Source organism: Paenibacillus sp. FSL L8-0494 (genome assembly GCF_038003695.1).
Classification (GTDB): domain Bacteria; phylum Bacillota; class Bacilli; order Paenibacillales; family Paenibacillaceae; genus Paenibacillus_AQ; species Paenibacillus_AQ odorifer.
Window position 1 is genome coordinate 771,360 of sequence record NZ_JBBOPQ010000001.1, and the last position, 15,634, is coordinate 786,993.

Consider the following 15,634-nt stretch of genomic DNA (forward strand, 5'->3'; position numbering starts at 1 on the left):
CACTAATCGGGAGCTGTTTTTCAGAAGGTATATGCTTTTGGCTGGACTAAGATGAATATAGGACGAGGTGAGGTTGGGACGATGATCAAGAGTACACGTGCGGCCGTAATGACTGTATTGATGCTGTTATTGTTTGTGCTTCCTGTAACAAGCATTTATGCAGAGGGGAATCTATTGCAGAACCCTGGCTTTGAGGAGGGGGGAGATGATGCGCCTTCTAACTGGACTAAGGATATGTGGATTTCAGGAGATAATTCAGGCCTACTTTCAATCCAATCGGAGGAAGTCCATTCCGGCAGCAAGGCGGCAGTCATTGAGAATATCGAACCCAATCATTCGAAATGGGTGCAGACGATTGAGGCTACGCCGAATAGTTATTATAAAATCTCTGGATGGATCAAAGTAGTAAGTACAGCAGGCGAGGGAATGGGCGCCAACATTCTTGCCGTTGGAGTAGGCGGGGGGTATCCCAGCGTAACTGATACGGCAGGTGAATGGCAGTATCTTGAATATATCGGCCAGACAGGACCGGAGCAGAAGTCATTTGGCATAGGCGCAAGTCTGGGCGGCTACTCTAGCTTGATTCAAGGTAAGGCTTATTTTGATGATTTTGCTGTAGAAAAATTAGACGCGGCTCCCGAAGGGGCTAACGTCATTTCGCTGGATAGTGCAGCGGTTAGTCCAGATGCCGGCGACAAAAAGGCAGACACTCCACATAAAGTATCTCCAACTAAGATGTTGCTGATCTCAGCGCTGTTTAGCGTGTTTTTTGCAATGCTTTATACTAAGGCATTCCGTAGTGAGAAGCTTATGAAGCAGCCTGAGAATATTTATTCCAAATGGCTGAGCATTGCCATCGGAATTGCTTTTATCCTGAGGGTGTGGATTGGTCTTACCGCGCAAGGATATCAGAATGATATGAATACCTTTATTTCTTGGGGACAGCGTATGGTGGATTTAGGTCCGGGCAAATTTTATGAAGAAGGTTATTTTGCCGATTATCCTCCTGGCTATTTGTACATATTGTACGTGCTTAGCGCCATTCGTGGCGTTTTAGGATTCACTCAGGGCTCAGGTGGAGAGAATTTGCTCTTCAAGCTCCCTGCGATCCTTTCTGATTTGGTGCTCGGCTACTTCATATATCAAATGTCACGCAAAAAACTCGGCACCGGAATAGCTTTCGGCTTAATGTTGTTGTTTCTGTTTAATCCAGCGGTACTTATTAATTCAGCGGCTTGGGGACAAGCGGATTCATTCTTTTTGATCTTCCTGCTGCTCAGTATCCATGGCGCTGCGAACAAAAAGTTTGTTCGCTCCGCAATTTTGTTTGCCTTAGCGACGCTAATTAAACCGCAAGCGTTGATATTCACGCCGGTATTGTTGTTTGCTTTTTATCATCACCGCGCTTGGAAGCAGCTTGGATTCGGAGCTTTGTATGGATTAGGGATCTTCGGATTGCTTGCGGCACCATTTTTCTGGAATAACGGAGGTCTGATAGGGATTATTGATCTTTACAAGAGTACGTTATCTTCCTATCCGTATTCTTCAGTGAATGCATTTAATCTGTATGCACTGACTGATCCGATGTGGTCATCCCTTGATCTAACCTGGCTTGGCATTCCATACCGTGTATGGGGCTTCATATTTATTTTAGTGGCTGTAGCTGTTGCGGCATTTTATTCCTTTAAAAAGGATCGCTTGGACCTGACCAAATCCTATTTTATCGGCATGGTGCTTATAGTAGTGGTCTTTGTGCTTGGCACCAAAATGCATGAACGTTATATGTTCCCTGCTCTTATTCTTTGTTTGTTTACTTATATAGAAAGTCGGGACCGCCGCTTTTTATCGCTATTTCTCGGATTCAGCTTAACGCAATACATCAATGTGGCGTACACCTTATCCCACCTGAATGCAGATGTTAGCCCGGGTGCAGACGGAATCGTATTAGTGACTGCTATAGCTAATCTAGCATTACTGCTTTATATGCTGAATATCGGTTACGATGTGTATGTCCGCAAGGGTATAAAACCTCTTCCAGCACCAATTACACTGGAAGAACAATATGAAGAAGATTTGAGAGTTGTCGGGCAAATTAAACCGCATCAGAAGGGAGGGCGATCTAACGATGAAGTTTAAGCGTATAGATTGGATATGCCTAATAGCTATTACGGCCGTTTACGCAGCGCTTGCTTTATATAATCTTGGCTCTACTAAATCTCCAGAGACTTTATGGGAGCCTGCTGCCAGTGGTGAAAGCTTCTATGTAGATTTGGGACAGAGTAAACCATTGGAACGGGTCAATATCTTTGGTGGCGTGGGCACGGGTAAGTTCAAGCTGGAATTCAGCGACAATCCTGAGGTCTGGAGCAGTCCGATGGATGTCAGTGAGGATGTCGGGAATGTCTTCATCTGGAAAAGCCAACCCCTGAACGTTACTGCGAGATATGTGAAGTTTACAGTTACCTCTCCAGGGTTCACTTTGAACGAAATGGCCTTTTATGAGCAGGGGGGAGAAAGAATACCCCTTCCTATTGCCGGTGTGACACCGGATGCTAACGCAGTTCCTAAAAGAGGAGCAGCGGCCAATCTTTTTGACGAGCAGTCGCTCATTCCGGAATATTCTAACTTTATGAATAGCACTTATTTTGACGAGATCTATCATGCGCGAACAGCTTATGAATATACACACGGGATTGTGCCTTACGAGAATACGCATCCACCGCTTGGTAAGTTGTTAATTGCCATAGGGATGGAGCTGTTCGGGGTCAATCCATTCGGCTGGCGTATTATCGGAACCTTGTTCGGAGTTGCCATGTTACCTCTCATATATGTAATGGCGCTGCGTTTGTTTAAGAAAAGCAAATACGCGGCCCTCGCGGCAGGATTGTTTGCACTGGATTTCATGCATTTCACACAGACAAGAATCTCCACGATTGACGTATACGGAGTATTCTTCATTATGTTGATGTTCTATTTTATGCAGCGGTATTACACAATGAATTTCTACAAGCAGCCTTTAAGAAAAACATTAATTCCGTTATTCTGGTCTGGCTTATTCTTCGGAATCGGCGTAGCTTCGAAATGGATTGTGCTCTATGGAGGAGCAGGGCTGGCCATTATGCTGGCTATCTCCCTTTTTGAACGCTACAGAGAATACCAAGCCTCCGGACGCCTGCTGGCCGAGGGGAAGATTAAAGACAAGGAATTGCTGGGCACCTGTCGTGAAGCGGTAGATTCTTTTTGGAAAAAGACTATTATTACGTTGGCTAGTTGTATCGGGTTCTTTGTAATTATTCCAGTAATTATTTATAGCTTATCTTTTGTGCCAGGGTTATCTGCATCAGCAGAGGGCTTCACTATTAAAGGGTTGATTGATTCCCAAAAGAATATGTACAACTATCACAGTCAGCTTGTAGCTACACATCCCTTTGCTTCCTCATGGTGGCAATGGCCGTTTATGAAGAGACCGGTCTGGTTCTTTAGCGGCGGTGAAGGTTTGCCGGAAGGTCAGGTCAGCAGTATAGTGACTATGGGGAATCCTCTTATCTGGTGGACGGGTATTTTTGCGATGCTGGCAACGCTGTGGATTACGCTGAAACGTAAAGATAAGAACCTCTACATGATCTGGATCGCCTTCTTCTCGCAATATGTTCCGTGGATGCTTGTCCCAAGAGAAACATTTATTTACCATTATTTTGCTATGGTACCATTTATGATTCTTGGTATTGTATATATAATGAAGTTGCTGGATAGTAAATTCCCTGAGGCCCGTTACGTACAGTATGTCTATGTAGCCGTTGCTTTGCTGCTCTTTATCGCTTTCTACCCGGTACTGTCAGGGATGCAGGTCAGTGGAGATTACGTGAAAGATATGCTGCGTTGGTTCCCTACTTGGGTTTTCTAGGATTTAATAAAAATCTATAAAATAAGTTTATGCATGCAGCGTTATTATGAAGTGTAGATGGATGTAACGCTCCAAAAAGCTTGTAGGAGGAATAAAGGTGAAAGCCAGATATAGTGTGATTGTACCCATGTTCAATGAGGAGCAAGTAATTAGCCATACTTATGAACGTTTGAAAAAAGTAATGGACGAGTGCGGCGATACTTATGAGCTGGTCTTCGTCAATGACGGCAGTCGTGATCGTTCCGCCCAGATGATTCGGGAGATCTGTGAACGAGACGAGCATGTCAAGCTGATTGACTTCTCGCGTAATTTCGGACATCAGGTAGCGATTACAGCTGGCATGGACTATGCCGAAGGTCAAGCGGTTGTTGTTATTGACGCTGATCTTCAGGATCCTCCGGAGGTCATTTTGCAAATGATCGAGAAGTGGAAAGAGGGCTACGACGTTGTATATGCGAAACGCCTGAAGCGCCACGGAGAAACGATGTTCAAAAAGGTCACCGCGAAGCTTTTTTACCGCCTGCTCAGCAGTATGACAAGTGTGGATATTCCTACGGATACAGGCGATTTCCGTCTTATTGACCGTAAGGTATGTGATGTCCTGCGGGGACTTAAAGAAAAGAACCGCTATGTCCGAGGTTTGGTGAGCTGGGTTGGCTTCAAGCAGACTATGGTGGAATATGAACGGGAAGAACGTTTTGCCGGAGAAACCAAATATCCGCTGAAGAAAATGATTCGTTTTGCGTTAGATGGCATCACCTCTTTTTCACATAAGCCGCTTAAGATTGCTACGTATATTGGATTCTTCCTTTCATTCTCTAGCTTTCTCTATTTATTTTTCGTCTTGTTTCAAAAGATATTTTTCACCTCCTGGACGGTTCCGGGCTGGGCTTCCATTGTAGGCGTCAATCTGCTCTTTAACGGTATCGTTCTGATGCTGTTGGGTGTGATTGGGGAGTATATCGGACGGATTTATGACGAGTCTAAAGATAGACCGCTATATATTGTTAGTGAGACTAAAGGCTACCAGAACGAAGAACAACTGGACCGCCGGAAGGACCACAATGATGTCAGATAAGAACTTGCGCGCTGCATTCATACAGTTCCTCAAATTTAATGCCGTAGGTTTACTCAATACGCTGATTGATTTTGTGATTTTTACATTGTTGAATTCACTAGGGATGGTATACGCATTGGCGCAGGTGATCTCCTATAGTGCAGGTACGGCGAATAGCTTTATTTTGAATAAAAAAGTAACCTTTCGTGATCGCAACCGGGGGAATAAAGAAGGCTTCGACCGCGTGCAGCTGGTCAAGTTTATCGTGCTGAATCTGGTAGTGCTCGGAATATCACTGCTGCTAATGCATCTGTTGACAGACCGACTAGGTATTCAAGTCTTGATCTCCAAGGTGCTGGTTACCTTTATCACGGTGATCATCAATTTCTTTGGAAGTCGTAAATGGGTATTTTAAACATTAATTTCAGGCAGAAGGAGTTGCTATGCTTAAAGGCAAGTAGCTGCTTCTGCTTGATTTGTATATAACCATAGAAACAATATACGGAGGTGAATAACATTGCGTAAATTCTCCTATCTACTCATACTGGCTGGGATACTTATCATGTTATATCCGACAGCTAACGAATGGTACAACGACAGGCAGCAGGAGAAGTTATTAGAAACGGCTGAACTAAGCACTGCCGATAGTACTCCCCAGCCAGATTTGAAGAGCAGGTATGCTGAAGTTACTCAGCTGTTAGCAGAGGAATCGGTTCTGGATGCTCAGGCACAGCCCCAACCCCAAGAGACAGAAAAGCCTGAACCGGAGATTGAGGTCGGTGGCAAAGTAATCGCCCTAATTGAAATCGGTAAGATTGATTTGAAGCTGCCTGTATTAGAAGGGGCTACAAAAGCTAATATGAAACATGCTGCAGCCCATATGAAAGAAACGGCACCCCTTGGAGAGATCGGAAATGCTGCAATCGCGGCGCATCGGGCTCGAACTACGGGTCGTTTGTTTAACAGATTGAATGAGGTTGTTGTGGGGGATGTTATCACGGTAAAGACTAGTGATCAGGTGTTTAACTATGAGGTATACGATATTTCTGTTGTAGATCCGAGTGATGTCTCCGTTCTTGACGGGAATGACAAGGATAAGATTCTTACTCTGATTACATGTGATCCGCTAGTGAATCCAACGCATCGGCTGATTGTTCATGCTAAATTAACAAAATGAGAATAGTGAATGACAAGAAAACACAAATACCGGGAGATATTTATAAAATAATGGGTAATCTAGTAAATTAGGTCTTGTTCACAACTATAAATATGATAGTATTATACTATAAAAGCTCAACACGATAACGGCAAACCTTCCGAAAGGTAGGGACGCAAAGCTAAAGGGCCTTTTCCCGAAAGGATGGCAGCCAGCTACCGAATGGAGAGGCTTTTTTTGTTTGTTTCAAATGGATTCTATCAATTATATCTAGTAAAGCTAGAACAGATAGAGCTTATACGATAACGGCAAACCTATCGAAAGGTAGGGACGCAAAGCTAAAGGGCCTTCCCGAAAGGATGGCAGCCAGCTACCGAAAGGAGTTTTATCCGTGAAAAAGGTTTATTTTATGCTGGTGGCGTTGTTCGTCCTCATGACTTCAGTTCCGGTAAGTTCAGCTCAAGCTGCAAGTGCAGATGCCAGCTGGTTGATTACATCCAAAGTGGCTGAAGGTGTTATTGGTATTAACTATGATATTCCGAAAGATAAAAGAATCAAACTCATGATCACCAAAGATAACAGCAGCTATACTTATAACTTGTATGCTTCTGGACAAGCTGAGGACTTCCCTTTGCAACAAGGAAATGGGACTTATAAGGTTTCTGTTCTGGAGAACACAACCGGTAATAAATACAAAGCGTTATATTCCGAAGTAGTAGACGTAACCATGAGTGACTCGAATTCCGTATATTTGGGCTCCGTACAGAATGTGAAATGGAGTTCTTCTGATAAAGCGATTGTCAAAGCTAAACAATTAGTACAAGGCAAAACAACAGACGAAGAGAAAGTTAAAGCGATCTATAACTATGTAGTTGCGAATGTACAATATGACTACTCTCTTGCTAATAGTGTAACTACTGATTATATTCCAAGCATCGATAAGACATTGACTACTAAAAAAGGGATTTGCTATGATTACGCTTCTCTTTTTGCCGCAATGCTGCGGAGTGTAGATGTTCCTGCTAAGTTGGTAATGGGGAATACAAGCTACGTTACGCAATATCATGCCTGGAACGAAGTATTGCTTAATGGGAAGTGGGTTACCATTGATACTACAGTGGATGCAGGACTTGCAAAGAGTGATAAGAAAACCGATTTAATTAAAGCCTCAAGCAAATATACTGCGGCAAAATACTATTAAATTCGCCGCTAGAAACATAACTCTATTAAATAAACAACTAGCTTAATTATTAAGCTAGTTGTTTATTTTTATATTAGGGGTTGCTTTTCTATTAATAGTTGGGGTATTATAGGTAAGCGTTGTTAGACAGCGTACAGGCGATACAAACGAGGCTGATAAAAAGCTTCGAAAAATAAAGCTTGCATTTCTGAAAACAACATGCTATATTATAAGAGTTGCTGCTGAGACATTAAACGGCGTCAACGAGAACTTGATCTTTGAAAACTGAACAACGAGTGAGTAGGAAATCACGTAAGTGAAATCCAAAATTAGAGAATTAATTTTCTCGTCAGATGTTTCAAAATGAGCATATCGCTCTTTTCAATACTAATTGGAGAGTTTGATCCTGGCTCAGGACGAACGCTGGCGGCGTGCCTAATACATGCAAGTCGAGCGGAGTTATTTTGAAAGCTTGCTTTCAAAATAACTTAGCGGCGGACGGGTGAGTAACACGTAGGCAACCTGCCCTTCAGACTGGGATAACTACCGGAAACGGTAGCTAATACCGGATAATTTCTTTTTTCTCCTGAGAGAAGAATGAAAGACGGAGCAATCTGTCACTGAGGGATGGGCCTGCGGCGCATTAGCTAGTTGGTGGGGTAACGGCCCACCAAGGCGACGATGCGTAGCCGACCTGAGAGGGTGAACGGCCACACTGGGACTGAGACACGGCCCAGACTCCTACGGGAGGCAGCAGTAGGGAATCTTCCGCAATGGGCGAAAGCCTGACGGAGCAACGCCGCGTGAGTGATGAAGGTTTTCGGATCGTAAAGCTCTGTTGCCAGGGAAGAACGTCCGGTAGAGTAACTGCTACCGGAGTGACGGTACCTGAGAAGAAAGCCCCGGCTAACTACGTGCCAGCAGCCGCGGTAATACGTAGGGGGCAAGCGTTGTCCGGAATTATTGGGCGTAAAGCGCGCGCAGGCGGCTATTTAAGTCTGGTGTTTAAACCTTGGGCTCAACCTGAGGTCGCACTGGAAACTGGGTGGCTTGAGTACAGAAGAGGAAAGTGGAATTCCACGTGTAGCGGTGAAATGCGTAGATATGTGGAGGAACACCAGTGGCGAAGGCGACTTTCTGGGCTGTAACTGACGCTGAGGCGCGAAAGCGTGGGGAGCAAACAGGATTAGATACCCTGGTAGTCCACGCCGTAAACGATGAGTGCTAGGTGTTAGGGGTTTCGATACCCTTGGTGCCGAAGTTAACACAGTAAGCACTCCGCCTGGGGAGTACGGTCGCAAGACTGAAACTCAAAGGAATTGACGGGGACCCGCACAAGCAGTGGAGTATGTGGTTTAATTCGAAGCAACGCGAAGAACCTTACCAGGTCTTGACATCCCTCTGAATCTGCTAGAGATAGCAGCGGCCTTCGGGACAGAGGAGACAGGTGGTGCATGGTTGTCGTCAGCTCGTGTCGTGAGATGTTGGGTTAAGTCCCGCAACGAGCGCAACCCTTAACTTTAGTTGCCAGCAGGTAATGCTGGGCACTCTAGAGTGACTGCCGGTGACAAACCGGAGGAAGGTGGGGATGACGTCAAATCATCATGCCCCTTATGACCTGGGCTACACACGTACTACAATGGCCGGTACAACGGGAAGCGAAGCCGCGAGGTGGAGCCAATCCCATCAAAGCCGGTCTCAGTTCGGATTGCAGGCTGCAACTCGCCTGCATGAAGTCGGAATTGCTAGTAATCGCGGATCAGCATGCCGCGGTGAATACGTTCCCGGGTCTTGTACACACCGCCCGTCACACCACGAGAGTTTACAACACCCGAAGTCGGTGGGGTAACCCGCAAGGGAGCCAGCCGCCGAAGGTGGGGTAGATGATTGGGGTGAAGTCGTAACAAGGTAGCCGTATCGGAAGGTGCGGCTGGATCACCTCCTTTCTATGGAGAATCGTTCTCTGCAATGAGGACATTCAAATCGGAAGCTCAGCTTCCAAAACTCAGGTTTAGGCCTGTTACTCACTCGTTGCTCAGTTTTGAGAGTTTAAGCTCTCAAGTAAGACTTGATCCTTGAAAACTGGATACCGAAACGAATTTGCGTTTTAGAACATCTTTTAGCAACTTGTGCAAACAAGTAAATGTTATTAGTGAGATTTTTCTTCGGAAGAATCAAGGTTAAGCTAATAAGAGCACACGGAGGATGCCTAGGCGCCAGGAGCCGACGAAGGACGTGGCGAACAACGAAACTGCCTCGGGGAGCTGTAAGCAAGCTTTGATCCGGGGGTGTCCGAATGGGGAAACCCAGCTGTGGTAATTCGCAGTTACTCATACCTGAATACATAGGGTGTGTAGAGGCAGACCAGGGGAACTGAAACATCTAAGTACCCTGAGGAAGAGAAAACAATAGTGATTCCGTCAGTAGCGGCGAGCGAACGCGGAACAGCCTAAACCTAAGAGCTTGCTCTTAGGGGTTGTGGGACGTCTCACATGGAGTTACAAAGGAATATGGTAGGTGAAGAGGTCTGGAAAGGCCCGCGATAGAGGTAAAAGCCCTGTAACCTAAACTGTGTTCTCTCCGAGACGGATCCCGAGTAGTGCGGGGCACGTGAAACCCCGTATGAATCCAGCAGGACCATCTGCTAAGGCTAAATACTACCTGGCGACCGATAGTGAAACAGTACCGTGAGGGAAAGGTGAAAAGCACCCCGGAAGGGGAGTGAAATAGAACCTGAAACCGTGTGCTTACAAAAAGTCAGAGCCCTATTAATGGGTGATGGCGTGCCTTTTGTAGAATGAACCGGCGAGTTACGTTTAACATGCAAGGTTAAGCCGAGAAGGTGGAGCCGCAGCGAAAGCGAGTCTGAATAGGGCGATTTAGTATGTGGACGTAGACCCGAAACCGTGTGATCTACCCCTGTCCAGGGTGAAGGTGCGGTAACACGCACTGGAGGCCCGAACCCACGTACGTTGAAAAGTGCGGGGATGAGGTGGGGGTAGCGGAGAAATTCCAATCGAACTCGGAGATAGCTGGTTCTCCCCGAAATAGCTTTAGGGCTAGCCTCGGTATAAGAGTAGTGGAGGTAGAGCACTGATTGGGTGCGGGGTCCGCAAGGATTACCAAGCTCAGTCAAACTCCGAATGCCATATACTTATTGCCGGGAGTCAGACAGTGAGTGCTAAGATCCATTGTCAAAAGGGAAACAGCCCAGACCATCAGCTAAGGTCCCCAAGTGTGTGTTAAGTGGGAAAGGATGTGGAGTTGCACAGACAACCAGGATGTTGGCTTAGAAGCAGCCACCATTGAAAGAGTGCGTAATAGCTCACTGGTCGAGTGACTCTGCGCCGAAAATGTAACGGGGCTAAACACACCACCGAAGCTATGGCTAGATACGTATGTATCTGGGGTAGGGGAGCGTTGTGTAGGGGTTGAAGGTGTACTGAAAAGAGCGCTGGACACTACACAAGTGAGAATGCCGGTATGAGTAACGAAAAGATCAGTGAGAATCTGATCCGCCGAAAGCCCAAGGTTTCCTGAGGAAGGCTCGTCCGCTCAGGGTAAGTCGGGACCTAAGGCGAGGCCGAAAGGCGTAGTCGAAGGACAACAGTTTGAAATTACTGTACCACCGTAATCCGCTATGAGCGATGGGGTGACGCAGGAGGGTAGTGACGCGGACTGATGGATGTCCGTCTAAGCAGTGAGGCTGATGTGTAGGCAAATCCGCACATCGATAAGGCTGGGCTGTGATGGGGAGCGAAAATTATAGTAGCGAAGGTCATGATCTCACACTGCCAAGAAAAGCCTCTAGCCAGGAGAAGGTGCCCGTACCGCAAACCGACACAGGTAGGCGAGAAGAGAATTCTAAGGCGCGCGGAAGAACTCTCGTTAAGGAACTCGGCAAAATGACCCCGTAACTTCGGGAGAAGGGGTGCCCCGGTAGTGTGAATAGCACGAGGGGGCCGCAGTGAAAAGGCCCAAGCGACTGTTTAGCAAAAACACAGGTCTGTGCGAAGCCGCAAGGCGAAGTATACGGGCTGACGCCTGCCCGGTGCTGGAAGGTTAAGGGGAGTGGTTAGGGGTAACCCGAAGCTATGAACCGAAGCCCCAGTAAACGGCGGCCGTAACTATAACGGTCCTAAGGTAGCGAAATTCCTTGTCAGGTAAATTCTGACCCGCACGAATGGCGTAACGACTTGGGCGCTGTCTCAACGAGAGATCCGGTGAAATTTTAATACCTGTGAAGATGCAGGTTACCCGCGACAAGACGGAAAGACCCCATGGAGCTTTACTGCAGCTTGATATTGAATTTGGGTACGATCTGTACAGGATAGGTGGGAGCCGTAGAAATCGGAGCGCAAGCTTCGGTGGAGGCGCCGTTGGGATACCACCCTGATCGTATCTAGGTTCTAACCTAGTACCCTTACCGGGTACGGGGACCGTGTCAGGCGGGCAGTTTGACTGGGGCGGTCGCCTCCTAAAGAGTAACGGAGGCGTTCCAAGGTTCCCTCAGAATGGTTGGAAATCATTCGCAGAGTGCAAAGGCATAAGGGAGCTTGACTGCGAGACCTACAAGTCGAGCAGGGACGAAAGTCGGACTTAGTGATCCGGTGGTACCGCATGGAAGGGCCATCGCTCAACGGATAAAAGCTACCCTGGGGATAACAGGCTTATCTCCCCCAAGAGTCCACATCGACGGGGAGGTTTGGCACCTCGATGTCGGCTCATCGCATCCTGGGGCTGAAGTAGGTCCCAAGGGTTGGGCTGTTCGCCCATTAAAGCGGTACGCGAGCTGGGTTCAGAACGTCGTGAGACAGTTCGGTCCCTATCTGTCGTGGGCGCAGGAAATTTGAGAGGAGCTGTCCTTAGTACGAGAGGACCGGGATGGACGTACCGCTGGTGCACCAGTTGTTCCGCCAGGAGCATGGCTGGGTAGCTACGTACGGACGGGATAAGCGCTGAAAGCATCTAAGCGTGAAGCCCCCCTCAAGATGAGATTTCCCAATTAGTAAGACCCCTTGAAGACGACGAGGTAGATAGGTTGGAGGTGGAAGTGCAGCAATGCATGGAGCTGACCAATACTAATCGGTCGAGGGCTTATCCTATACTTAGAATGCAGATTCGTTTCGGATTCAGTTTTCAGGCGATTAAGCCTGAAATACGCTTAGAAATTCATTGTCACTTCTGGTGATGAACCGAATTTCACGCGGCAGCGTCTGTTTCACAGACGCATGTTTGGTGGCGATAGCGGAGGGGTTCCACGCGTACCCATCCCGAACACGACCGTTAAGCCCTCCAGCGCCGATGGTACTTGGACCGAAGGGTCCTGGGAGAGTAGGACGTTGCCAAGCACACGAAGCCATTGTTGATTTATCAACAATGGCTTTTTTGTTCCCTTTATCGCTTAATTTAAATAATGTGGATAAGTTATGGGGAATTAACGAAATTATAAAAGTTACTAACATGTGGATGAAATAATAAAATATATTCAAAAATGAAAGTAGTCCCCAATTTATGTGGATAGAGCAGTGGTATATGTGGATACTTCAAGTAAATGCAAGGATATTTTGCATGGCAGGAGGATAAACAATGGACAACAGTAGCAATCTTGTGTGGATAGAAGATTTTTCTGTACATGCGAGCGACACGGATTATCGTTCGCAGGGTAAGTTATCCTTTATTCTGGATATCATGCAATGTGCGGCAGACTTCGCAGTGGGTAATTTGGGGATAAGTGTGGAAGAGATTCTGAATGCAGGAATGGGCTGGATGATGATTACGTTAGATCTTGATTTTAAGCGTATTCCCCGCCCAAATGATGTGCTTAGCGTACATACCTGGAGTAAAGGCACTAAAGGGGCCCTGTGGCAACGGGATTATCGTATTTTCGATGCAGATCATATAGAAATCGCCACAGCACGATCCATATGGGCTTTAGTAGATATTGAGAAGAGAAAGATACTCAGACCGAATGCCCTTCCAGTTCAGGTTAAGCACTATAATGGCGATTCAGTAGGCGATATGCCTGTTAAGGTAACGATCCCTTCTGATATTACTATGGAAGAAGCTTATCGGTATCAGGTAAGATATAGTGGGCTGGATAGCAACGGACATTTGAATAATGCCCGATACGGGGATTTATGTTGTGATGCGCTCACTTTAGCGGAATGGGATAATGCAGAGTTCACACGCTTCCGGATTACTTATCTACAAGAAGCTAAGTTTGGGGATGAACTGACTATTTTACGTTCAGCTGTAACGGATGATGGTATATATGTACGCGGTCAGAATAGTGATACTGTGTATTTTGAAGCATGTATAGCGTTAAAAGTGTCAAATAGTACAAATGAGTAATTAATTTATAAATATGGAATATTATTATAAAAGCGATTTCTCCGAACATCAATCGGGGCAGTCGCTTTTTTTATTGAAAAACGGATAATGTTTCTAACATATTTGGGAAATTTTTTCGAGCCTGTCACAATTAAAGTGATCACATTCGTTATATAGTTGTAGTCAATAACAAGGAGGTGATTCTTTGGAACGTCGCAGCCCCGGGGTCCAAGTGAATCAAACAATAATTGAAGAGGCTATCGATCAGGTTCTTGCGGGTAACCGCGAAGCCTATAGAACTATAATACAAGCCTATGAAAGAAAGATTTATACGTATTGCTATTATATTTTGAGAAGTCATGAAGAAGCAGAGGATGCTGTGCAAGATATATTTGTAAAAGTGTATCAGGAACTCAGACGTTATGAGAAACGAGTCTCTTTTAGTGCATGGCTGTATAAAGTGGCCTATCATCATTGTCTGGATCAGGTTCGCAAACGCAAGCGAAGAAAGCGTCTGTTGTCGCTATACAAAGAGCAGCAGCCCAAAGCCTATTATAATCCTAACGATGAGGAGCCATTGCAGAAGTTATTTATGGATGACCTGACAGCCGAAGAGAGCAATCTTTTGATTCTTAAGGTGGTTGAGCAATACAGTTTTGAAGAAATGGGTCAGATTATGGATTGTAATTCAGCTACTTTACGCAAAAAATTTGAACGTCTACGCAAAAAGTTAGTCCGGCAAAGAATGAATGAAGGAGGCAGCCCTCATGGAGAAATGGCAAGATCCAACTGAAAGTCAGAAGATGGAGCACATTCGTCAAACATTCCAAAATTATGAAATGCCGGTAGACAGTTTCAGCGATTCAATTATGAAGCGAATAGGAGACGAGGGAATGGAAAAACGAGCGTCAAGAAAGAATGGAAATAAGTTCCTGAAAAAATCATTGGTGGCTGCCTCGGCAGCAGCAGTGTTGGGTGCGGGCATAATCGGTAGCGGATTTGTATCCCCGGTCATGGCTGAAACGTTGAAGCAGATTCCTGTTGTAGGAAGTATTTTCAAGGGAATTGACGATAAAGGTCTAAATGCTGCTGAGGAAAAAGGATTATCTACTGCCCCTAACCAAAGCGTTACTCATGATGGAGTGACCTTAAAGGTTACCGATGCCTATTATGACGGCTCGCGGTTGGCATTTGCGATTGAACGGGAAGGCATTGATAATGATAAGATGATGGCTGAGATGATTATTGAACCGATTGAGTTCGATCCATCGCTAACAGAACAACATGCGAAAGTGACAATGAACCAGTCCGAAAAAGGGTTGTTGGGTTCAGCAGAAGTGAAATTGCCGAATGGGAAAAAACTGGAGAGCCAAATGTCATCTTTTGGTGATGTTGAGGGAAAAAAGAATGCTATTTTATACGATTACAGAAATCTAAATAATATAGAGGCTTTGGGGGATGAATTTGAATTAAGCATCAGTGTGCCGGTTACACAAATTGCAGAGCCTTTTGTAATCAAGGTGCCGGTGAAAAAAGTAACGGAAGGAATTATCAAGCTTGATCTGAACCAAACAAAAGAGGCAGAAGAATTCAGTTATACGATTACCAAGCTGGAATTAACTCCAGCCACAAGCAGATTACAGCTCAGCGAAGAAGGTAAAGCGCCAACTGTGAAAGAAAAGGATGGATACACAACCTCTGAAATGTTCTATGAAATTGTTGATGAACTAGGTAATGCGTTCTCATCGGGTGGGTCATTTAACTTGCCAGCTATAGTCTATCCTTTGGTAGACAAAGATTTCATACCGTTCGCGCAAACACCAAAGACAATTACAGTTAAGCCGTTTACTTACTCCATCGATGAAAATCATAAAGCATTAAGGGATGAAGAGGGAAAACAAGTTAAACATTATTATCCGGAGCTTGAACAAACGATTCAGGTGGAGCTAAAGTAACTGTTAATCCCATAAGCAAAAAAAGTCCGTGTCTGCATAGCAGATACGG

General features: G+C 45.6%; 9 protein-coding genes, 3 rRNA genes and 2 riboswitches. All 12 genes read left to right on the forward strand.

Annotation, left to right across the window (positions count from 1 at the left end):
- The first annotated feature begins 81 nt into the window (after positions 1-81).
- The 12 genes from NYE35_RS03520 to NYE35_RS03575 all read left to right on the forward strand — a co-directional run bounded on the left by NYE35_RS03520 (position 82) and on the right by NYE35_RS03575 (position 15,585).
- Entirely contained in the window at positions 82-2,136 is a 2,055-nt protein-coding gene (locus NYE35_RS03520; protein ID WP_341120154.1) for a glycosyltransferase 87 family protein, read from the forward strand.
- Positions 2,126-3,904 carry a phospholipid carrier-dependent glycosyltransferase gene (locus tag NYE35_RS03525; protein ID WP_076106075.1) on the forward strand — a complete coding sequence of 593 codons (1,779 nt, stop codon included), beginning with the start codon at positions 2,126-2,128 and terminating at the stop codon, positions 3,902-3,904. Before NYE35_RS03520 ends, NYE35_RS03525 begins: the two co-directional genes overlap by 11 nt.
- 97 nt (positions 3,905-4,001) lie before the next feature.
- The gene (locus tag NYE35_RS03530; RefSeq protein WP_038568643.1) at positions 4,002-4,982 is read left to right on the forward strand and encodes a glycosyltransferase family 2 protein; all 981 of its coding nucleotides are present in this window, start codon (positions 4,002-4,004) and stop codon (positions 4,980-4,982) included.
- Entirely contained in the window at positions 4,969-5,376 is a 408-nt protein-coding gene (locus tag NYE35_RS03535) for a GtrA family protein (RefSeq protein WP_036679899.1), read from the forward strand. Before NYE35_RS03530 ends, NYE35_RS03535 begins: the two co-directional genes overlap by 14 nt.
- 102 nt (positions 5,377-5,478) lie before the next feature.
- Positions 5,479-6,138, forward strand: coding sequence for a class D sortase (locus NYE35_RS03540; RefSeq protein WP_235219435.1), 660 nt, complete (start codon positions 5,479-5,481; stop codon positions 6,136-6,138).
- 119 nt (positions 6,139-6,257) lie between these two features.
- Positions 6,258-6,340: riboswitch (cyclic di-GMP riboswitch) on the forward strand.
- A gap of 74 nt (positions 6,341-6,414) precedes the next feature.
- Positions 6,415-6,495, forward strand: a riboswitch (cyclic di-GMP riboswitch).
- Positions 6,496-6,508: 13 nt separating this feature from the next.
- The gene (locus tag NYE35_RS03545; protein WP_341120157.1) at positions 6,509-7,318 is read left to right on the forward strand and encodes a transglutaminase-like domain-containing protein; all 810 of its coding nucleotides are present in this window, start codon (positions 6,509-6,511) and stop codon (positions 7,316-7,318) included.
- A 367-nt stretch (positions 7,319-7,685) separates the two neighbouring features.
- Positions 7,686-9,243, forward strand: a 16S ribosomal RNA gene (locus NYE35_RS03550).
- 232 nt (positions 9,244-9,475) lie between these two features.
- A 23S ribosomal RNA gene (locus tag NYE35_RS03555) occupies positions 9,476-12,402 on the forward strand.
- 129 nt (positions 12,403-12,531) lie between these two features.
- Positions 12,532-12,648, forward strand: a 5S ribosomal RNA gene (gene rrf, locus NYE35_RS03560).
- The 16S, 23S and 5S rRNA genes sit together here, the layout of an rRNA operon.
- Positions 12,649-12,886: 238 nt before the next feature.
- Positions 12,887-13,651 (forward strand): acyl-[acyl-carrier-protein] thioesterase, encoded by a 765-nt coding sequence (locus tag NYE35_RS03565; RefSeq protein WP_076273589.1) that lies wholly within the window; start codon positions 12,887-12,889, stop codon positions 13,649-13,651.
- Positions 13,652-13,835: 184 nt separating this feature from the next.
- Positions 13,836-14,423, forward strand: coding sequence for an RNA polymerase sigma factor (locus NYE35_RS03570; protein ID WP_036680935.1), 588 nt, complete (start codon positions 13,836-13,838; stop codon positions 14,421-14,423).
- Positions 14,398-15,585, forward strand: a complete 1,188-nt coding sequence (locus NYE35_RS03575; protein WP_038568651.1) for a DUF4179 domain-containing protein — start codon at positions 14,398-14,400, stop codon at positions 15,583-15,585. The genes NYE35_RS03570 and NYE35_RS03575 overlap by 26 nt, the downstream gene beginning before the upstream one ends.
- Positions 15,586-15,634 lie beyond the last annotated feature (49 nt).